The sequence below is a fragment of the Nonomuraea sp. NPDC050540 genome (assembly GCF_044457485.1).
GTDB lineage: Bacteria > Actinomycetota > Actinomycetes > Streptosporangiales > Streptosporangiaceae > Nonomuraea.
The window spans coordinates 102,634-122,542 of record NZ_JBITHA010000009.1 but is presented as its reverse complement, the minus strand read 5'-3'; the positions used below and the strand labels follow the sequence as shown (position 1 = coordinate 122,542).

At 70.7% G+C, this 19,909-nt stretch carries 16 protein-coding genes; 7 read left to right on the top strand and 9 right to left on the bottom strand.

The window, feature by feature from the left end; translation table 11 throughout:
• Positions 1 to 19: 19 nt before the first annotated feature.
• Positions 20 to 1,840 (bottom strand): hypothetical protein, encoded by a 1,821-nt coding sequence (locus tag ACIBI5_RS29615; RefSeq protein WP_397252020.1) that lies wholly within the window; start codon positions 1,838 to 1,840, stop codon positions 20 to 22.
• Positions 1,841 to 1,913: 73 nt separating this feature from the next.
• Here ACIBI5_RS29615 and ACIBI5_RS29610 point away from each other — a divergent pair, with 73 nt between their 5' ends.
• Complete coding sequence (locus ACIBI5_RS29610; RefSeq protein WP_397252019.1) at positions 1,914 to 3,473, top strand: hypothetical protein; 1,560 nt, start codon at positions 1,914 to 1,916, stop codon at positions 3,471 to 3,473.
• On the opposite strand, the gene ACIBI5_RS29605 is transcribed toward ACIBI5_RS29610, so the two are convergent.
• Positions 3,468 to 3,638 (bottom strand): hypothetical protein, encoded by a 171-nt coding sequence (locus tag ACIBI5_RS29605; protein ID WP_397252018.1) that lies wholly within the window; start codon positions 3,636 to 3,638, stop codon positions 3,468 to 3,470. The two genes, ACIBI5_RS29610 and ACIBI5_RS29605, sit on opposite strands and share 6 nt — an antisense overlap.
• A gap of 218 nt (positions 3,639 to 3,856) precedes the next feature.
• Here ACIBI5_RS29605 and ACIBI5_RS29600 point away from each other — a divergent pair, with 218 nt between their 5' ends.
• The 4 genes from ACIBI5_RS29600 to ACIBI5_RS29585 are packed head-to-tail and all read left to right on the top strand — an operon-like array spanning position 3,857 to position 10,377.
• Positions 3,857 to 3,991, top strand: coding sequence for a hypothetical protein (locus ACIBI5_RS29600; RefSeq protein WP_281395023.1), 135 nt, complete (start codon positions 3,857 to 3,859; stop codon positions 3,989 to 3,991).
• 10 nt (positions 3,992 to 4,001) lie between these two features.
• The gene (locus ACIBI5_RS29595) at positions 4,002 to 4,805 is read left to right on the top strand and encodes a glycosyltransferase (RefSeq protein ID WP_397252017.1); all 804 of its coding nucleotides are present in this window, start codon (positions 4,002 to 4,004) and stop codon (positions 4,803 to 4,805) included.
• Complete coding sequence (locus ACIBI5_RS29590) at positions 4,802 to 5,932, top strand: glycosyltransferase family 4 protein (RefSeq protein ID WP_397252016.1); 1,131 nt, start codon at positions 4,802 to 4,804, stop codon at positions 5,930 to 5,932. The genes ACIBI5_RS29595 and ACIBI5_RS29590 overlap by 4 nt, the downstream gene beginning before the upstream one ends.
• On the top strand, positions 5,929 to 10,377 hold the full coding sequence (locus ACIBI5_RS29585; RefSeq protein ID WP_397252015.1) for an alpha-(1->3)-arabinofuranosyltransferase family protein: 4,449 nt from the start codon (positions 5,929 to 5,931) through the stop codon (positions 10,375 to 10,377). Before ACIBI5_RS29590 ends, ACIBI5_RS29585 begins: the two co-directional genes overlap by 4 nt.
• Here ACIBI5_RS29585 and ACIBI5_RS29580 read toward each other — a convergent pair.
• Both ACIBI5_RS29580 and ACIBI5_RS29575 read right to left on the bottom strand, forming a co-directional pair.
• Entirely contained in the window at positions 10,301 to 11,995 is a 1,695-nt protein-coding gene (locus ACIBI5_RS29580; RefSeq protein ID WP_397252014.1) for an acyltransferase family protein, read from the bottom strand. The two genes, ACIBI5_RS29585 and ACIBI5_RS29580, sit on opposite strands and share 77 nt — an antisense overlap.
• On the bottom strand, positions 11,992 to 12,711 hold the full coding sequence (locus ACIBI5_RS29575; protein ID WP_397252013.1) for a class I SAM-dependent methyltransferase: 720 nt from the start codon (positions 12,709 to 12,711) through the stop codon (positions 11,992 to 11,994). Before ACIBI5_RS29575 ends, ACIBI5_RS29580 begins: the two co-directional genes overlap by 4 nt.
• Positions 12,712 to 12,845: 134 nt before the next feature.
• Here ACIBI5_RS29575 and ACIBI5_RS29570 point away from each other — a divergent pair, with 134 nt between their 5' ends.
• Both ACIBI5_RS29570 and ACIBI5_RS29565 read left to right on the top strand, forming a co-directional pair.
• Positions 12,846 to 13,757, top strand: coding sequence for a DUF3068 domain-containing protein (locus ACIBI5_RS29570; protein WP_397252012.1), 912 nt, complete (start codon positions 12,846 to 12,848; stop codon positions 13,755 to 13,757).
• A gap of 167 nt (positions 13,758 to 13,924) precedes the next feature.
• On the top strand, positions 13,925 to 15,025 hold the full coding sequence (locus ACIBI5_RS29565; protein WP_397252011.1) for an NAD(P)H-dependent flavin oxidoreductase: 1,101 nt from the start codon (positions 13,925 to 13,927) through the stop codon (positions 15,023 to 15,025).
• Here ACIBI5_RS29565 and ACIBI5_RS29560 read toward each other — a convergent pair.
• The 5 genes from ACIBI5_RS29560 to ACIBI5_RS29540 form a co-directional block, all read right to left on the bottom strand.
• Positions 15,012 to 15,413: a hypothetical protein gene (locus tag ACIBI5_RS29560; protein ID WP_397252010.1), complete on the bottom strand. Its 402-nt coding sequence runs from the start codon at positions 15,411 to 15,413 to the stop codon at positions 15,012 to 15,014. The genes ACIBI5_RS29565 and ACIBI5_RS29560 overlap by 14 nt on opposite strands.
• Before the next feature lie 38 nt (positions 15,414 to 15,451).
• Positions 15,452 to 16,357 carry an RNA polymerase subunit sigma-70 gene (locus tag ACIBI5_RS29555; RefSeq protein ID WP_397252009.1) on the bottom strand — a complete coding sequence of 302 codons (906 nt, stop codon included), beginning with the start codon at positions 16,355 to 16,357 and terminating at the stop codon, positions 15,452 to 15,454.
• Positions 16,358 to 16,376: 19 nt separating this feature from the next.
• Positions 16,377 to 17,186, bottom strand: a complete 810-nt coding sequence (locus tag ACIBI5_RS29550; RefSeq protein ID WP_397252008.1) for a crotonase/enoyl-CoA hydratase family protein — start codon at positions 17,184 to 17,186, stop codon at positions 16,377 to 16,379.
• 43 nt (positions 17,187 to 17,229) lie between these two features.
• Positions 17,230 to 17,856, bottom strand: coding sequence for a class F sortase (locus ACIBI5_RS29545; protein ID WP_397252007.1), 627 nt, complete (start codon positions 17,854 to 17,856; stop codon positions 17,230 to 17,232).
• Between the two features lie 183 nt (positions 17,857 to 18,039).
• Complete coding sequence (locus ACIBI5_RS29540) at positions 18,040 to 19,833, bottom strand: hypothetical protein (protein WP_397252006.1); 1,794 nt, start codon at positions 19,831 to 19,833, stop codon at positions 18,040 to 18,042.
• Positions 19,834 to 19,909 lie beyond the last annotated feature (76 nt).

Genomic DNA, 19,909 nt, shown 5'->3' with positions numbered 1-19,909 from the left:
CGGCGCCGATTCGGGAATGTCAGGGCGTGACCGGCTGTAGGGGGATGGGGCTGCCGGTCCTGGCGGGCATGGGCACGCCGACCCTGATCTCGCCCACGCAGGGCCGGGCGCCGTCGGGGGAGCGGATGGTCAGCTCCTGCCCGCCGCCCTTCACCGTGGCGTACGTCCAGCCGAGGTCCTTGCCCGTCTGCGCGTCGGCCGATCCGGTGCCGACGCCGATGGTCAGCTGGGCCGGGCGCGGGTTGAGGTAGCTGACCTGCACGGTCCAGGTGCCCTGCGGAAGGGGGAGCGGGAGGCGGAAACGTTCCGGGGCGGAGCCGATCGGGCGGCAGGCGGTTCCGGCCGGGACGGTCAGGCCCTCGATGTTGACCGGGCGCAGCCGTCCGCGCTCGTCGAAGGTCATCAGGTTGCGCAGCGGGCCGTCGAGCTGCCGGACCCAGGTGACCGGGCGGGCGGCGATCGGGCCGAGGACCTTGGAGGCCAGCGCGTAGTCGTAGAAGAAGATCGGGTAGACGACCTTGGCGGGGACGTGGGTGTCCAGGACGACGAGGCCCGCGGGCGCCCTGCGCAGGGCGACGCGGCCGGTCTCGATGTAGGACTTGACGTTCTCACCGAGGGGCAGGCGCGTGTACTGGGTGACGGACCAGATCGAACCCGCGGCGAAGACGGCGGCCAGCGGGATCCACACGATCCGCAGCGGGCGCTCGCCCTCGCGCGGGATGAAGGCCAGCGCCACCACGACGGCCGTCAGCGAGGCCGTGGGCGCGATGTAACGCAGCTCGAAGCCGCCGAGGTCGGGCCCGAGCTGCTCGATCCTGCCGATCATGACGGGGACGACGTCGGCCAGCAGGAAGTACCCGAGCAGCATGAGCCAGGCCAGCCACGCGCGCCGCCGGAAACGGATGGTCAGCGCCACGACCAGCGCGGCCGCGCCGAGCCCGGCCCAGACGGCGGCGTCGGGGGTGGCGGCGATGGCGTAGTCGTCGCCGATCGGGTGCCAGCGCCAGGGGCCGCCCAGGGAGGAGGCCACCAGCGAGCCGGAGAACAACCGCCAGGCGAACGCCGCCGCCACGGCGAGCGGGGGCAGGCTGGGCTGGACCGTGTCGTTGGTGAGCTGCACGGAGGTGAACACGGCCGGGAACAGGATCGCCGCGTACCCGGCCACGATCGCGGCGTACAGGGCCCAGGCCGGCCACTGCCACTTCCGGATGCCGCCGAGCCAGCCCGCGGTGATCACGAAGGCCAGGACCGGGATGAACGGGGCCTTGACGAAGAACACCATCGCGAAGACGGTCCAGCCGGCGGCGGCCAGGGCGTGACGGAAGCGCCGCGTGCGTACGTACAGGATGTGCGCGCCCAGGGCCATCGGCAGGGCGACCTGGAACGGGAGGGTCTCGATCACCACCGCCCACCAGGACAGCGACGAGATCGTCATCGGGGTGAGCAGGTAGAAGGCGAAGGGGATCAGGATGGCGGGGCGGGAGCCGTACAGGAGGAAGAGCAGGCGCAGCAGGGCCAGCGCTGCCGCACCCATGAGCACGATGGTGACCACGTGCATCAGCACGTCGTTGTAGACGCCGAGGCGGCCCATCGCCCAGTGCGCGCCGAACGGGCCGGGCATCAGGTGCCCGTAGTCGGCGCGCATGAGATAGTCCCAGGTCAGACCGTTCTCCAGGCCGCGGGCGATGAAGGTGAAGTCGTCCTGCCTGAAGTAGGTCCTGCGGACCAGGTCGAACTTCCAGACGAGCTGGACGGCGACCATGACCATCGCCGCGGCGAGCACGCCGTCGCCGCGCAGCCACTGCCTGGGCTCCACCACGGTCTCGCTCGCCGCCGTCACGGATGAAGGCTAACGACGCCGTTGATCCTGATGGAATGGGCGTTGTCCGGTTGTGATGTGGTGTTATATCGGAATGTTTCCGCAGGTGTCGCGCTATGGGTGGTGGGCCGCCCTGCTCGGCACCGGCCTGGGCGCCCTCTGCCTCGGGCCAGGACTCGCTCCCGGGTACATCCTCATCCAGGACATGGTCTTCGTCCCCGACCCGGCCTTCTCGCCGTTCACCTTCGGACTGGCGGGCGGCTCGCCCCGCGCGGTGCCCAGCGACCTGGTGGTCACGGTGCTGGCCCAGGTGCTGCCCGCCGACCTGGTGCAGAAGCTCGTCCTGCTGGGCGTCTTCGCCCTGGGCTGTTCCGGGGCCGCGCTGCTGGTGCCCGGGGCCGCGCTGGCGCCCCGGCTGGTCGCGGGGGCCTTCTACGTCTGGAACCCCTATGTGGCCGAGCGGCTGCTCATGGGGCAGTGGGCGTTGCTGCTCGGGTACGCGGGGCTGCCCTGGGTGGTGCGGGCGCTGGCCCGCCGCCGGCTGCCCGCCGTCGCGCTGCTGCCCGCCGCCGTGGGCGGGTTCGCCGCGATGATCGTCACCGCCGTCGCGGCCCTCCCTCTCGCGCTCTCCGGCACGTCCGGTACGTCCGGCACGTCCGGTACGGCGGGGCCTTCCGGTACGGCGAAGCGGTCGAAGAGGGCCGGAGGCGTGGCGTTGCTGCTGGTGGCCTTCAGCCTGCCCTGGCTGGTGACCGCGCTGACCCGGGCCGACGGGCTGACCGGCGACCCGGTGGGCGTGGACGCCTTCGCCGCCCGCGCCGACGGGCCGTTCGGCACCGTCGTCAGCCTGTTGTCGCTGGGCGGCGTCTGGAACGCCTGGGCCGTCCCCGCGGGCTTCGACCAGCCGGTCACCGCGGCGGCCCGGCTGGCTCTGGTCCTGGCCGGCATCGCGGGCTTCTGGCTGACGCTCAGGAACACGAAGCCGCGGTTCGGGCCGGGGCTGGCGGTGGCGGCCGGCGCGGGGTTCCTGATCGCCTGCCTCGGGGTGACCGGGCCCGGCAGGGACCTGCTCAAGTGGCTCATCGGGGTCTGGAGCGGGTTCGCTGTCCTGCGTGACGCCCAGCAGTACCTCGCCCCGCTGGCCCTCCTGGCCGCCGTCGGCCTGGGCATGCTCGCCGCCCGGGTGACCTCGCGCTGGGCCGTCGCTCTGGTGCTGGCGCCGCTGGCCGTGGTGCCGACGCTGGCGTGGGGGGCTTCGGGTGCGCTGGCGGCGGTGCCGTACCCGCTGAGCTGGGTGGAGGCGCGCGAGATCATCGGCCGGGACCCCGCGAAGGGCGATGTGCTGGTGCTGCCGTTCGAGTCCTACCGGCGCTTTCCGTGGAACGGCGATCGGGCGGTGCTCGACCCGGCGCAGCGGTTCTTCGCCACGCCGGGCCGCGAGGTGGTGGTCAACGACTCGGTCAGGGTCGGCGATCTGGTGGTCGGCACCGAGGACGCGCGGGCGAAGCGGGTCGCCGCGGTGCTGGGCGACCCGCGGCGGCTGGCCGAGGAGGGCATCCGGTATGTGGTGGTGGATTCCGGAAGTCCGGATCTTCCCGGCGCCAGGCTCCTTATGGACCGCCCGGAACTGCGGCTCTACGCCCTGGAGCTATGAGAAGCGCCTGGGCGCGCGGGTGACTTCGTCCAGCTCCAGCACGGTGGCTTCGCTCTCGGCCTCCAGCGCCGGGGTGTAGCCCGCCGCTCGCAGGGCCTCCAGGGTCTCCCGCTCCGAGCCGGCGCAGGGAACGGGCGGCGGCCAGTTCGGCCAGCAGCGCCTCATCGTCCGAACGCGGCGAGGATCTGGTACTCCGGCAGCGTGCAGGCCTGGACATTCACCCGTCAAGGGCAGTGGCGTCGCCGGGTTTACGGATGAGGTTGACACCCCTGGTAGACAAGTCCGGAATATTAAGATTCCGTCTAGCTACTTCCGAGTAGCTAGAATTGGTTCTAGGTTTGTGACGGCCCCCACATCACAGCCCGCAAGAGGAGGAACCCCCCGTGATCAAGATCCTCTTAGCAGCGATCATCGGCATCGCCGTGGCCGCTCTGGTGACGACGGTGACAACCGTCTCGCTCACGGGTTCTACCGCGACACCTGTCAACAGGCCGCTTTACAACTACGGCGACCGGTAAGCCGCACGTCATGCCGCCGTCCCGCCGAGGGGACGCGCGGGTAAGCCGTACACCACTGCTTGAGATCGTCGTCCCCGCCTACAACGAGGAACGACGACTCCCCGGGGGCCTCCTGCAGCTGTGCGCGAAGCTTGCCCAAATGCCGTTCCCGGCCGCCGTCATCGTCGTCGACAACAACAGCACGGACACCACAGCCGAGATCGTCAAGACGTGGCCGGAGGGCGAGGTTCCGGTCCGCCTGATCGCCTGCCCCGTCCCCGGCAAGGGCGCCGCGGTGCGGGCGGGACTACTGGAGACGCGGGCCCCGCTGGTCGGGTTCTGCGACGCCGACATGGCCACCGACCTCGACGCGGTCGACGTGGCCGTCGGTCTGCTGCTCTCCGGGGAGCGCGTGGTCGTCGGCTCGCGGGCGCACACGTTCTCCGAGGTCGAGAACCGCCACAGCCGTGTCCGCGAACTGGGCGCCGTGGGCTTCCGCGCGCTCGCCCGCCGTCTCGTCCGCGGGGTGAGCGACACGCAGTGCGGCTTCAAGTTCTTCGACGGCCGGCTCGCCCGCGAGGTGGCCGCACGCATGCGCACGCCCGGGTTCGCCTTCGACGTGGAGTTCCTCGCCCGGTGCGCGGCGCTGGGCTCCGCGGCGATGGAGATCCCCATCCAATGGCACGACATGCCGGGATCGCGCTTCTCCCCGGCCCGCCACAGCGCCGGGATCCTGCTCGAACTCGGCGGGATCTGGCTGCGGCTGCGCGCCGAGTCACGCGGCGTCGTACGCCCGGCGTGGGAGCACGCGCCCGACCCCGTCGGATATTCGTGATCCCGTCCGAACTCGAAGGACTACGCGTCGCCGTCGTCAACTGGCGGGATCCGTGGCACCCGGCCGCCGGCGGCGCGGAGACCTACGCCTGGCAGATGGCCAGGCGCTTCGCCCGCGCGGGCGCGCGGGTGAGCTTCGTGACGGCGCGCGCGCCCGGCCAGGCCCGCCACCAGACCGTCGACGGGGTACGGCTGGCCAGGATGGGCGGCCTGTTCACCGTCTACCCGCTGGTGCTGGCCTGGCTGCTGCGCCGCAGGAACAGGTTCGACGTCGTGCTCGACTGCCAGAACGGCATCCCGTTCTTCACGCCGTGGGTGCTGCGCCGCCGTACCAGAGTGATCTGCGTCGTGCACCACGTGCACGACCGGCAGTTCGACGTGCACCTGCCGCGGTGGCTGGCCATGCTGGGCTGCTTCCTGGAGGGCCCGGCCTCGCGCTGGACCTACCGCGGGCGGCGCAGCGTCGCGGTCTCCCCCTCGACGGTGGCGGCCATGCGCGAACGGCTCGGCTGGCACGGCCCGATCGACATCGTCCCGAACGGCGTCGAACCGGGCACGGATCACCGGGCGGCGCGCAGCCGTACGCCCAAGCTCGTCTGCGTGGGCAGGCTGGTCGCGCACAAGCGCGTCGACCTGCTGCTCGACGCCGTGCCCGAGCTGCGCGAACGCTGGCCCGAGCTGACCGTGGACATCGTCGGCCGCGGCCCAGAGGAGGAACGGCTGCGCGCGCGGCTGCCGGAAGGCGTGACCATTCACGGCTACGTGTCCGAAGAGGAGAAGGAACGGCTCATCTCGACCGCGTGGCTGCAGGTCAACGCCTCCCAGGGCGAGGGCTGGGGACTGTGCGTGCTGGAGGCCGCCGCGCTCGGCGTGCCCACGGTCGCCTTCGACGTGGACGGGCTCAGGGACGCCATCCGCCACGGCGAGACCGGCTGGCTCGTGTCCGAGGGCGCCGACCTGGCCAAGGGCATCGCCGCCGCGCTCGACGAGCTCGACGGCGCCCAGAGCGCGAGCTGCCGCACCTGGGCGTCGAGGTTCCGCTGGGACAACAGCGCCGAACGGCTGGCCACGCTGGCCCTCGGCCGTCCGGTCGCTCCGATGCGGGTCTTCGGTTGGGAGCCGTCGTGAACGACACCCCGGTCAGCGGGCGGGCCAGGCACCGGCTTTGGCTGGCGATCTGCTGCCTCGGCTTCGCCGTCCTGGCGTTCACCACCAGTCCGGGCGACATCATCGCCGACACCAAGATCGACCTCGCGCTCAACCCGGTCGGCTGGCTGGAACGCCTGGCCCACCTCTGGGACCTCCAGCACTTCGGCCAGCTCCAGAACCAGGTCGCCGGCTACCTCTTCCCCATGGGCCCGTTCTTCGCCCTCGGCGAGCTGCTCGGCCTGGACCCCTGGATCACCCAGCGGCTCTGGCTGACACTGCTCATGTGCGTCGCGTTCCTCGGTGTGGAACGGCTGGCCAGGCAACTCGGCATCGGCAACCCCGGCACTCGTGTCGCGGGCGCCCTGGCGTACGCGATCGCGCCCCGCGTGCTGTCGATCATCGGCGAGATCTCCGCCGAGTGGCTGCCCGCCGCGATGCTGCCGTGGATCCTGCTCCCGCTGCTGACCGCCGCCGAGACCGGCCAGCGGGCCAGGGCGGCGATCAGATCGGGCCTGGCCGTCGCCCTCTGCGGCGGCGTCAACGCCGTCGCCGTGCTGGCCGTGCTCATCGCTCCCGTGCTCTACATCGTGACCAGGCCCAAGCCCGTCCCGCGCTGGCGCATGCTGGCCTGGTGGAGCGGCGCGGTGGGCGTGGCCACGCTGTTCTGGTGGCTGCCGCTGCTGCTCGTGGGCCGGTACGCCTTCTCCTTCCTGCCCTACACCGAGACCTCCACCGCCACCACCCAGGTCACCTCGCTGACCAACGTGCTGCGCGGCGCCTCCGACTGGGTGCGCTTCCTGACCGTCAACGGCGTGGACACCCAGCCCGCGAGCTTCGCCATCGCGACCTCCGCGCTCATGATCGTCGTGACCGGCGTGATCGCCGCGCTCGGCCTGGCCGGCCTCGCCCACCGCGACCTGCCCGCGCGCGGCTTCGTGATCGCGCTCTTCCTCGTCGGCGTGACCGCGCTGACCGCCGGCCACATGAGCGCGCTGGAGCCCGTCGTCGCCGAGCCCGTGCGCTGGCTGCTCGACGGTCCGCTGGCCCCGCTGCGCAACCTGCGCAAATTCGATCCTCTGGTACGGCTGCCGCTCGCCCTCGGCCTGGCCCACCTCCTCCTCAAGGTCCGCGTGCCGGTCAAGGCCGTGGCCGCGACCGCCTTCGCCTGCCTGGTGCTGCCCGTGTTCAACCAGGGCCTGGGCGCTCCGGGGCACTTCAAGGAGGTCCCGCTCTACTGGCGCCAGGCCGCCGCCTGGGTCAACGAGAACGCCGGCGGCGAAGGCGTCCTGGTCGTGCCCGGCGCCAAGTTCGGCGAGTACCTGTGGGGCCGGCCCATGGACGACCCCATGCAGCCCATGTTCGCCGCCCGCTGGACGACCAGGCAGGTGACGGCGGCCGGCTCGATCGGGCTCAGCCGGCTGCTCGACGCCGTCGACCAGCGCTTCGCGGCCGGGCACGGCTCGCCCGGCCTGACCGAGGTCCTGCGCCGCATGGGCGTGCGCTACCTGCTCGTCCGCAACGACCTGAACCGGGCCGCCATCGCCGGCGCCTACCCCTCCAGGATCTACGAGGCGCTGCGCGAGTCACCCGGCATCACCCGGCTGCAGTCGTTCGGCGGCGAGGTCGGCGACACCAAGACCGACGACGCCGAGAACTCCGTCGACTGGCCCTTCGCCGCCCTGGACCTGTATGAGGTGTCGGGAAGTTCAGGGGCGGTCGGGGTGCTTCCGGCCGGCGACGCGCTGGCCGTACGCGGTGGGCCGGATTCCTTGTTGTCCATGGGCGACCTCGGCCTGCTGGGGGACTCGCCCGTCCTGGTCAACGGCGACGCCGGCACCCGCGAGGCGCCGACCGTGGTCAGCGACGCGCTCCGGCTGCGCGAGCGCCACTTCGGCGAGATCCGCTCCAACTGGACCCAGACGCTCACCGCCGACCACCGCGAGGACTTCACCGGCGTACGCGCCCTCGACCTGCTCGAAGACGGCTGGCTGGACGACACCGCCACCGCCGAGTACGAGGGCGTCTCCGCCGTGACCGCCTCCTCCTCCGCCGCCGACGCCGGGGCCGTACCCGGCATCAGCAGTTCGGGACGCAGCCCGTGGGCAGCCCTGGACGGCGACTACGAGACCAACTGGGAGACCAGCGGCTGGAAACCGCCCGTGGGCGAGTGGCTGCGCCTCGACTTCCCCGCCGAACGCGCGCTGCCCGGCATGAAGGTCACCTTCACCAACAACGTGCTGCTCGGCCAGTCCATCAAGACCGTGGCCGTGGAGACCGAGAACGGGCGGATCGTCCAGGACGTCCAGCAGACCAACAGCCCGCAGAGCCTGCGCGTCCCGTCCGGCGCCACCGGCTGGCTACGCATCAAGGTCGTCGCCACCACGAGCCGCTCCTGGAACTTCGTCGAGCGGGTCGGCATCAGCGAGATCGCCATCCCCGGCCTGCTGCCCGGCCGTACCATCCGGCTGCCGCAGGCCACCGGCGACGTCTACGTCATGGACCGCGGCGTCGACGAACGCCCCCGCTGCATGCGCAACCAGGCCCGCTGGGTCTGCAACCCCCTCCTGGAACGCCCCGGCGAGGAAGGGGCCGGCTTCGACCGCACCTTCACCGCCGCCGACGACGCCAAGAGCGGGCTGAGCGGCTTCGCCGTCCTGCGCGACCCCGCGCTCGTCGACCGCTACACCCGCCTGACCGACGACCTGCCCACCGTCAAAGGCACCTCCCAGGTCAGCAAGGACCCGGTCGTCGCCCCCCGCTCCGCCTTCGACGCCGACGCCGGCACCACCTGGATCCCCGCCGGCCCCGACGCCGAGCCCGCCCTGACCATCGGCTGGAAGAAGCCGAAGACGCTCTCCCGGATCCAGATCGCCCGGCCGGGCGGCGACAAGGAACCCCTGGACGTCATCGTCACCGGCGACAAGGGCGCCACCCGCGGCGCCCGCGTCGACGCCGGCGGCAACCTGGTCTTCAAGCCCATGACCACGCGCACACTCAAACTCCGCTTCTTCGCCGCCTCCCGCCGCCTCCAGGTGACCGAGCTGATCATCCCCGGAGTGACCCCGGCCAGCCGCCCCGAGGGCATCCCGTTCCGCCTGGGCTGCGGGCAGGGCCCCACCCTTCAGCTGAACGGCGAGCAGGTCCAGACCAAGGTCAGCGGCACCTACGCCGACCTGCTGGAACAGCGGCCCGTCCGCTTCGTCAGCTGCGCCAAGGCCGCGATCTCCCCAGGCGCCAACCGTGTCAGGATCCCCGGCTGGGAGCCCTGGGCGGTGTCCAGCCTGATGGTCGGCTCGCTCCAGCCCGGCTCACCCGCCGTCGCCGGCGCCGCCGTCCAGGGCACTTGGACGCCGTCCCTGCGCGAGGTACGCGTCACCGCGCCCAAGGACTCCTTCCTCATCGTCAACGAGAACTTCAACGAGGGGTGGCGGGCCGAACTCGACGGCCAGACACTGCGGCCGGTGCGGATCGACGGCTGGAAGCAGGCCTGGGAACTGCCCGCGGGCACCACCGGGACCGTACGCCTCTCATACGGGCCTGACCGGACCTACTGGCTGGCGCTGGCGGCGGGGCTGGCGGGCATCGCGGGGCTCGCGTTGCTGGCGCTCGTCATGCGTGGGCCACGTCCTGAGCATGTCCTGCGGACCGCGCCCGCTCACCGGTCGCGGCTGGACCGGTGGCGGGTGCCGTACGTGATCGTGCTGGGTCTGGCGTTCGGCGGCTGGGTGGCCAGCTGGCCCGGCATGGCCGCCGTCCTGGCGACAACCGCCCTGGTCCTCCTAACCCGCCTCCACCCCACCACAACCCAGACCCGCACACCCACCCCCTCCTACGGCCGAGTTACCACGCCGTCACCCGCTCCCGCCCCCGGCAGCGACCGCACGTCGCCACCCGGCCACACCCCCACGCCTGCCTATGGCGGCGCTTCCGCGCGGCCGCCCGCCCACACTCCCGCGCCCGCCCACGGCCATCCCGCCAAGCCCGCCCACGGCGCCGTCCCGTCCCCGCAGGCCCAAACCCCTTCGCCCGGCCCTGAGAGCACGCCCGTCCCGACACCCCAGGCCACCGCACCGGCGTCTGTGCCCTTGCGCGGCTCGGCCGTCGTCTCCGTCTCCGCGTCCTTGCCCGGCACGGGTGCCCCAGCTCCGGGTGAGGTACCCGAGGCGACCCACGGCCGGGGCGGCCGGATCGCGGGGATGGTGGCGTCGCCGTGGCTGGGAGCGGTGCTGTTCGTGCTGGCGGCGGCGGCCGTGGCGGCCGGGATCCGGCTCGATCTGCCGGTCCTGACCGACCAGGTGGCTCAGCTGATCGCCTGCGCCGCCATGGGAGCGCTGTTCGGGGCCCTGGTCACCGTGCCGCCCCGGACGGTTCCCGAGCCGGAGGTCCCGGTGGTGGAGCAGGAGCTCGCCGCCGCAGCCCGCTGAGCCGCAGGGCGTTCTCCTCAACGAGGTGGTAACTCCCCGCACTGATCAGCAGCGTCCCGATCAGCGTGAAGGTCGCGACAGGCCAGAAGTTCCCATTGAACGGCTCCGCGTCCGTCACCTTGTAATACAAAGTGATCACCGGCGCGTGCCAGAGGAACACGCTGTAGGAGATCCGCCCCAGGTATGCCGACACGGGATTTCCCAGCACCCGATGCCGCAAAGAGTCGGTACGAGGCGCCAACGCGAACGGCGCCACGACCAGCACCGCCACCGCGGTCTCCAACATCATCCGCCAGAGCGACTGCGACAACGAAGGCAACGTCAACGTACGCGGCCCCGCCAGCTCCGTACTGAGCATCGCGTACAGCAGCACCGCCAGCACCAGCAACTGCGGCGCCAGCGAGTCCAGCGCCCGGGACTCCTTGATCCAAACCGACAGAACAGCCATGGCCATCCCAGCCGCGAAGTAGATCAGGTGATGCGGCAGCCACAAGGCCATCTGCGGCTGATCCCACACATGCGCCGCCACCACCGTGGCAATCGAGATCACCGGCAGTACGGCGATGCCCCCCAACAGCCGAACCGCCCGATTCCCACGCCGCGCCCAAACCCCCAGACACCAGGCGATAAGCGGCAAAGCCAGATAGAAGGCCAGCTCGATCGGCATGGTCCACATCTGATAGAGCCCGTCAGGGGCCTGACCTTGGCCGGTGTAGTTCTGGAGCATCAGCATCCAGGTGGCCCAGCCGTACCCGTCGAGCGAACCCCAAGCCCACAGCGCCAGCGCGGTCACCAGCCAGTAGGCAGGGAACACCCGCAGAAGCCGCCGCCACAGATACCGCGGCGTACCAGGCGCCCGAGCCCCCTCGACAAAGGCCTTGGCCCAAGGCCGAAACAACAGCAGCCCGGAAAGCAGAAAGAAGATCGGCACCGCGATCCCGAGCCGCGTGGTCATCCAGGCGAACATCCCATCCCGATAGATGACCCCCGTGTTCCCTCCCACATGCAACAGCCAGACCCCCAGCGCCGCCAACCCCCGAATCCCATCCAGAGCCGCGTCCCGCCCACCCCCACCTGCCGACCGGTTGGTGGTGTGACCGTGTGGGGTTGCTGCGCCGCCCCCTGGCGAGGCGGTGGCGGGGGCATGCGCGAGGGGAAGGGGAGCCGCCTCACCTGCTGACCGGTGAGCCGCGTCACCTGCTGACCAGTTGGCAGGCGCAGAGCTCTCGAACGCCTCGCCACCTGCCGACTGGTCGGTGGGCTCGGCGCGGTGGTGCGCTGGCCAGGTGTCTGGCGGCTGCTCGGTGGGTTCGGTGGCGTGAGGGGTTGGCCCGCTGCTTGCCGACCGGTTGGTAGGCGCGGAGCCTTCGGACGTGCTGCCGCTTGCCGACTGGTTGGTGGGTGCGGCGGGGGAGTGGGGTGCGGCGGTGGGTGCCGACTGGTTGGTGGGTGCGGCGGGGGAGTGGGGTGCGGCGGTGGGTGCCGACTGGTTGGTAGGGGGTTCGGGGGTCGGTCGCGGGTGGGGGTTTGGGGGTGAGTGGGGGGCTTGGGATTGGGGCGGGGTTGAAGGTGGGGGTGGGGGGCCGGCTACCAGTTTGTCTTTGGGGGGTTTTCTCACGGGCGTTTCCTCAGGACGAGCACCAGGTTCCACGTTGCGAACTCCCTGACGATCGGGACCTTCAGCATCGGGCGGTACCACCAGGGCAGGTAGCGCGGGATCGCGTCCACCAGCTCGACCTCGGCGGTGGTTCGGGCCCAGCGGAGGCCTGCGGCCACCGAGACGGGGTACAGACTCTCCTTGTACCGATTTTTCGGCGGTTGGCCGTGTTTGTCGTGGTATTTCCGGGCGGCCAACTCCCCACCCAAGTAGTGCCACGGCGACGTCTCGTGCCCGCCCCACGGCGACAGCCAGTTCGTGTAGGCGAGGAAGACCAGGCCGCCCGGTCTTGTCACCCGGGCCATCTCGGCGGCCATCCGCCACGGGTCCGGCACGTGCTCCAGCACGTTCGAGGAGAAGCAGACGTCCACGCTGCCGTCGCGGAACGGCAGGTCCATCGCGCTGCCCAGGAGCCCGCCGCCCGCCAGTTCGCCCGCGTTCACGTCGACGCAGACGCAGCGCGCGCCCCTGCGCCGGAACTCGCGCGCGAAGTAGCCGGGGCCGCCGCCCACGTCGAGCACGGTCCGGCCGTCCAGGTCCGCGTACCCCACGAGCTGGGCGGCGGTGTCGGCGGCCAGCGTCGTGTAGTAGGCGTCCCCGTCGCTCTGTTCGGAGCGGAAGGCGCGGAACAGCCGTAAGGACCGCGCGAGATCGGCGCGCACCGGAGTGTCTCCCATAACCCAACCCACGTTAGAACCTGTTTCTATCGATTTGGTTGCGGCTCTATACCGCCCGGTGACGCATGTCACTCACTGTCATACTTTGGTCCCCTAGCGCCGGGTCATACGACAACACGTTCTAGGAGCCGTTGATGGGTCGCATTTCCACGCTTGTTCTCATCGGGGTCGGAGCGTTCTTCATCGCATTAGCCCCGCTGGTGAAGTTCTGGGCGGCGGAAAAGATCATCGCCGCCCCGGCCAACCAGTTCGGCATCACCCGGCTGACGGCGACGGGCGCGCAGTACTTCTCCAAGCAGGACCTCAAGGTCCTCACCGCCGACCTCGACATCATCGTCACGACCCGCGGCGACGTGAAGGAGTCCAAGGACGACGTGGTCGTCTGGGACGAGGCCACCGTCGTCAACGACGTGACGAACCGGCGCCCCCAGATCGACCTGTCGGACCGCCGCAGCGCGTTCGACAAGTACACCGGCGCCGGCGTGAACTGCTGCGCCGTCAACGTCAAGAAGGCCCCCGTCACCCTTGAGGGCCAGATCTACAAGTTCCCGTTCGGCGTGGAGAAGAAGACCTACAAGGTGTTCAACTCCAGCGTGCAGAAGGCCTTCGACGCCACGTTCGTGCGCGAGGAGTCGGTGAACGGCCTGCCCGTCTACGTCTTCGAGCAGCAGATCCCCTCCACCAAGACCGAGACCCTGACCGCCCCCGCCTCCGTGCTCGGCATGACCGAGGAGGGCGACGTCCAGGTCGACCGCTACTACGACGGCAAGGTCACCTTCTGGATCGAGCCGGCCACCGGCGCCCCGGTCAAACAGGAGCAGCAGCGCCACGAGGTGCTGAAGACCCAGGACGGCGTCGAGCGTTCGCTGGCCTTCGTGGCCACGGCGAAGATGACCGACCAGACCGTCACCGACCTGGTTTCCAGCGCCCAGAAGAGCAAGAGCCAGATCAATCTCCTGAAGAACATCATCCCGCTGGTGCTGCTGATCGTCGGCATCGCCTTCGTGCTCGTGGGCGTCCTGGTGGGCCGCCGCGCCGAGCGCTGACACCCGGTTTCCCGAAAGGCCCGTCCCTGGGCAGGGGCGGGCCCTTCGTTTTCACCACGAAGCGTAGTTAGAACACGTTCTTGCATGATGTTACCCACCAGTACCGACGTGATGTTCTAGAGTAGAACGTGTTGCAATTAACCTGAAGTCGGGATTAACGTCAGGCCATGCGGACCCGTGTCACCGAGATGTTCGGGATCGAACTGCCGATCTTCGCCTTCAGCCACTGCCGGGATGTCGTCGCCGCGGTCAGCCGGGCGGGCGGCATGGGCGTCCTCGGCGCCCTCTACTTCACGCCGGAAGAGCTCGAGATGGAGCTCAAATGGATCGACGACCACGTGGACGGCAAGCCGTACGGCGTGGACGTGGTCATGCCCGCCTCCTACGAGGGCGCGGACTTCGCGCCCGAGGAGCTCGTCGGCAAGCTCCAGGGGATGATCCCCGAGGGGCACCGGGCGTTCGTGGAGGACCTGCTCCAGCGCCACGACGTCCCGGAATCGTCGGCCGACGCGGGCAGGGTCCTGCTCGGCTGGACGGACGCCACCGCCAGGCCGCAGGTCGAGGTGGCCTTGCGGCATCCGATCGCGCTGCTGGCCAACGCGCTCGGGCCGCCGCCCGCCGACGTCGTCGAGCTGGCGCACCGGCACGGCGTCAAGGTGGCCGCGCTGGCCTCCACGCCCCGCCACGCGCTCAAGCAGGTGGAGGTGGGCGTCGACGTCGTGGTCGCCCAGGGCACCGAGGCCGGCGGGCACACCGGGGAGATTTCCACGATGGTGCTGATCCCGCAGGTCGTGGATGCCGTGGACGTTCCCGTGCTGGCCGCGGGCGGCATCGGCAACGGCCGCCAGATGGCGGCCGGGATGGCGCTGGGCGCGGAAGGCGTGTGGACCGGCTCGCTCTGGCTCACCGCCGAGGAGGCCGACACCCCGGCCATGGCCAAGGCGCGCATCCTCGAAGCCACCTCGCGCGACACCGTCCGTTCGCGCAGCTGGACGGGCAAGCCCGCGCGCCTGCTCAAGAACGAGTGGACCGACGCCTGGGAAGCCGCGGACTCCCCGGGGACGTTGCCGATGCCGCTGCAGTTCATGCTGGTGTCCGATGCGCTGCGGCGGATCGGGAGATCCGACGCCGCCGAGCTGGCCACGTTCCCGGCGGGTCAGATCATCGGCATCACCAATCAGGTCCGGCCGGTCAAGGAGGTGATGTTCGGGCTGGTCGAGGAGTATGTCGAGGCGATCGAACGGCTCGACGGGATCACGGAATCCTGACGGAGACCGAGTCGTACCCGCCGCCGCCCGGGTAGTGCCAGGCGCCGGTCAGGGTGTCGCCGTCCGCGCTGAACGTGCCCTGGTAGTAGGCGGGCGAGCCCTTCTCGCCGCCCCAGATCGTCAGCGTGTCGCCTTCGAGTTCGTAGACGTAGTCGTAGGTCTCGCCGCCGGAGCCGTAGTAGCGGGACTTGACCTCGTCGCCGGGCTTGTCCGCGCCGAACGGCATCTCCCTGCCGATGACCTCCATGCCCAGGACGGGGCCGGTCTCGCTGTCCATCGCGATGTCCTGGACGAGGAAGTTGCGGCCTTCCAGCCAGCGGTAGGTGATCGTGCCGGTGGTGCCGCCGGAGACTTTCCAGGTGCCGATGAGCCTGTCGTAAGTGTTCATGCCCGTATGACCGGGCGGCGCGCGGAAAGGAATCGGTCTCAGTCGAAGATTCTTTCCGGCAGCCCGAACGTGGGCAGCGTCTCGGGCCCGAACGTGGTGATCTCGGCGATCAGGCCGTCCTCGATGCGCAGCACGTCGAGGTTGACCGCGCCGAAGAAGTCCTCGCCCGGCCGCCGCACGTAGTTGGCCACCGCGGGCATCCTGTTCGCGGTGGTGGTACGCGCCCGCCACTCGCCCCACGCCTCCTGGCCCGCCATGACCGGCGCCCACATGTCGAGGATCGCCTGGCGTCCAGGGAAGAACATCATCGCCGGCGGCATGGCCTGCAGCGCGTCCTCGCGCAGCAGGGTCGCCAGCGTGCGCATGTCCGCCTTCATCGACGCCTCGACGAAGCGCTTGAGAACGGCCCGCTCCTCGGGGCTCGGCTCGGTGGCGGCCGCCCAGTCGCCGCGCCGTTCGGGAAGGTGCTTGCGGAGTGTGGCCCGGCCGCGCTGGAGCGCGCTCTTGACGGACGGCACCGTCATCTCCAGCGCCTCGGCGGTCTCCTCCGCGGGCCAGCCGAGCACGTCGCGCATGACCAGCACCGCGCGCTGGCGTGCGGGCAGATGCTGGATGACCGCCAGAAAGGCCAGCTCGATGGTCTCTCTCGCGACGGCCAGCTCCTCCGGAAGCTGCTGGTCGGGGTACGGCTCCAGCCACGGCACATCCGACAGCGGCGCCTCCGACAGCACCACGTCCTTGCGCTTGGCGAGAAGGTCGAGGCAGACGTTGGTCGCGATCTTGTAGAGCCAGGCGCGGTAGGTGGAACGGCCCTCGTAGGTGTCGGCCCTGCGCCAGGCGCGCAGCATCGTCTCCTGAACGGCGTCCTCGGCCTCGGTGTAGGAGCCGAGCATGCGGTAGCAGTGCACGTGCAGTTCACGCCGGTACCGCTCCGCCTCCTCCACCCCGCCACCCTACCGGCGGTTACACGCCCCGGTAGGTCGCGGGGCGCTTCTCCTTGAAGGCGCGGGAGCCCTCTCGGGCGTCCTCGGAGCCGATGACCGGCCAGCCGTACTCGTCGGAGACCTTCAGGGCCTCCGGCTCGGGCAGGCCCAGGGTGTCGCGGTAGGTCCGCAGGATCGCCTGTACGGCCAGCGGTCCCGACCCGGCGATGTCGTCGGCCATCTCCCTGGCCACCGCCAGCGCCTCTCCGTCGGGGACCACGCGGTTGACCAGGCCCATCGACAGCGCCTCCGCGGCGGTCACCGGGCGGCCGGTGAGCAGGAGGTCCATGGCGTGGCAGTACGGGATCTGGCGTGGCAGCCGGATCGCCGCCCCGCCCATGGGGAACAGCGCCCGCTTGGCCTCGAACAGCCCCAGCGTCGCCGACTCGGCCACGACGCGCAGGTCGGTGCCGATGAGCAGTTCGGTTCCGCCCGCCACCGCGTAGCCCTCGGCCGCGCAGACGATCGGCTTGGTGGGCAGGTCCTCCCGCAGCAGCCCTTTCCAGTGGAAGTTGGGGATCTGGGCGGCACGGGCCTGCACGTCCGGGTCCTGGGACGGCTGGCCCATCGCCTTGAGGTCGGCTCCGGCGCAGAACGTGCCTTCCGCCCCGGTCAGCACCGCCACCCGTACGCCGGGCTCGGCCGAGACGTAGGCCCAGGCCGAGGCCAGGCCGATCAACATGTCGGAGGAGAGCGCGTTGCGGGCCTCCGGCCGGTTCATGGTGACGATCACGACGTGGCCGTCGCGCTCGATCCGGCAGTGCGGGGTGCTGATCGGCAGGAGTTCCACGGGGCAACCTCCGGAGGCGCTGAAGTATCAAGCGCTTGCTAGGTTACACGGTGAGGTGCGCGTAGACGATGACGTTGTCCTCATAGTGGCCCGTCGCGGGATCGAACGCGCCGCCGCAGGTCACCAGTCGCAACTCCGCCCCCTCTGTCGCGCCGTACACCTTCTCGGTGGGAAAGGCGTCCTTGTCCACCCGCTCCACCGCATCCACGGCGAACTCCGCCACCGAGCCGTCCGCCCGCTTGACCGAGATCGTGTCGCCCTGTCCGAGCGTGCCGGCCTTGTGGAAGACCGCGGGCCTGCCGTGCGCGTCCACATGCCCCAGCAGTACGGCCGGCCCGTCCTCACCCGGCGTCGGCCGGTGCTTGTACCAGCCCACCAGCTCCGGCCGGTCCAGCGGCGGCACCTCCACCGACTGGTCGGGTTTGAGCCCCACCGGGTCGATCGGCGCGTCCTTCACCCCGATCCTCCCGATCGAGACGCTGACGGGCTCCGACTTCTTCATGGCCGCGTCCGCGTCGGCGAACATCGGCGCCTGCCGCGGCACCGCGGCCGGGCGAGTCTCCGCCGCCTGAGCGGGCAGAGGCTCGCCCCTGAACGAACCGGCGACCGCCAGGCCGCCGGAGAACACCAGTACGGCCGCCGCGGCCTGGACCAGCGTGCTCCTGATCATGACTGTTCCCCGATCGGTCGACGAAGGAAGGAAGGGGTACGGCCCGCGTGCTGCCGGGCCGTACCCCCCGAGGAACGGCCAGGCCAGGCGGCCGGGCCGTACCCGAGAAGAGCGGCCCGCCGCCGGGACGGGCCGCGCCTCTGAGGAGCGCGACCCGGCGTTGAGCCGGGGCGCGCTCCACGATCAGGCCTCGTCGGTGCGACGGCGGACGAACAGGGCCGAGCCCGCGCCGCCCGCGATCAGCATGCCGCCGAGCGCCACCCCGCCGAAGTTGGCGTTGCCCTCGGGCAGGCCGCCGCCGGTGTCCGCGCCGCCCTTGGGGGTCAGCGTGAAGCCGCTGGCCCGGTAGCGGGGCTTGACGGTGAGCTTGGCCCAGTCGGTGGCGCCGTTGGCCAGCTTGGCCTTGAACCAGTAGGTGCCCGCGCGGGTGCTGGAGGGCACGTGGAACTTCTTCGCGCCCACGCCCGACTTGCCGACCTTCACGGTGAACCGCTTGCCGGACGGGTCGGTGATCGTCGCCTTCGTCGTCTTGCCGAACGACGAGGTGGCGACGATGGCGGTGAACTTGCCGCCCGCGTACACCTTGTCCGGGTCGAGGATCAGCGCGAGCTGGGTGTGCGGGTGCCGCTTGACCACGGTGAGGCGCGCCGAAGTGCTCTGGCCGCTGTCCAGCGAGGCCCGGACGGTGTACGCGCCGGGGCGCGTGCCCTTGGGCGAGGTCAGCTTGACGCCCGCCTCACCCCAGGAGTCGACGCGCACGACGTGCCTGCGGCCGGCCGGGTCGGTGATGGTGACCGGGGTGCCGGCCTTGACGTTCGTGGTGGTGACGCCGGCGTAGTAGCTCTGGCCCGCCACGATCTTGCTCGGCGACAGGTCCAGCTCCAGCCCCGTCACCGGCACCGGCTTGACCGGGCCCTTCACGGTGATCGTGGTGGAGGCGGTCCCCACGGTACGGCCGGCGGCGTCCTTGAACACCACATCGACCGGGTAGACGCCGGGCTTGGCGTCCGGGCGGATCGGCACGGTGCCGGTCCTGGTGGTGCCGAGCGTCATGTTCTCGGTGATCTTCGCCCAGAACGCCGGCGACTCGATGTACGCGTCGGCGGCCTTGCCGGTGACGGTGTAGGAGACCTTGTCACCGGGCTCGGCGGCGCTCGGGCTGACGGCGACGCCGTACTTGACGTCGACCGACTTCTCGACGGTCAGGGTCGTCCGGGCGGAGGAGCCGTCGGCGAAGTGCGCGTCGACCGGGTGCTCGCCGAGCTCGCCGGAGACGCGGACCTGGAAGCGGTACTCCTTGTGGCCGGCGGGGACGTTCCACGAACCAGGGGAGAAGGCACGCGAGGTGATGGCCTTCACATCCGGGCCGTCCGACTTGACGCTCACGTTGACGATGTCGCCGGGCTTGGCGCTGGACCGGTCGACGGTGATGCTCGTCTTGGCGGCGGCCGGCTTCTCGACGGTCAGCACCGCGCGGGCGGAGGAGCCGTCGGCGAAGTGGGCGTCGACCGGGTACTCGCCGGGGGTCTGCGACACGCGTACCTGGAAGCGGTAGTCCGTGCGCTTGCCCGGCACGTTCCAGGACGGCGGGTTGAAGCCGCGCGAGGTGATGGCCGTGATGGCCTCGCGCGTGGAGGTGACCGAGACCGTGATGATCTCGCCGGGCTTGGCCGTCGTGGAGCTGAGGGTGATGGAGCCCTTCTGCTCCACCTCCTTCTTCTCGGGGGCCTTGGTGGAAGCCGAAGCCTTGGCCGAGGGCTTGGCCGAAGGCTTCGCCGCGGGCTTGTCAGAGGGCTTCTCGGATGGCTTCTCTGAGGGCTTTTCGGAGGGCTTGGGCGTCTCGACCGGCGCCTCGGGAGAGCTGGTCTCGACCGGGGCGACGGGGAGGTCCGTGGGGGTGTCCGCGAGAGCGGGGCTCGCGGTGAGTACGGCGAGACCGAGGGCACCGGCAGCCGCCAGGGACTTGTTGAAGCGCATGTTCTCCCAATCGATGAGGCGGCGCGGGGTTCAGGAGACCCCCGTGCTCGGGAACACGCCGCCTCGCGACGAACAT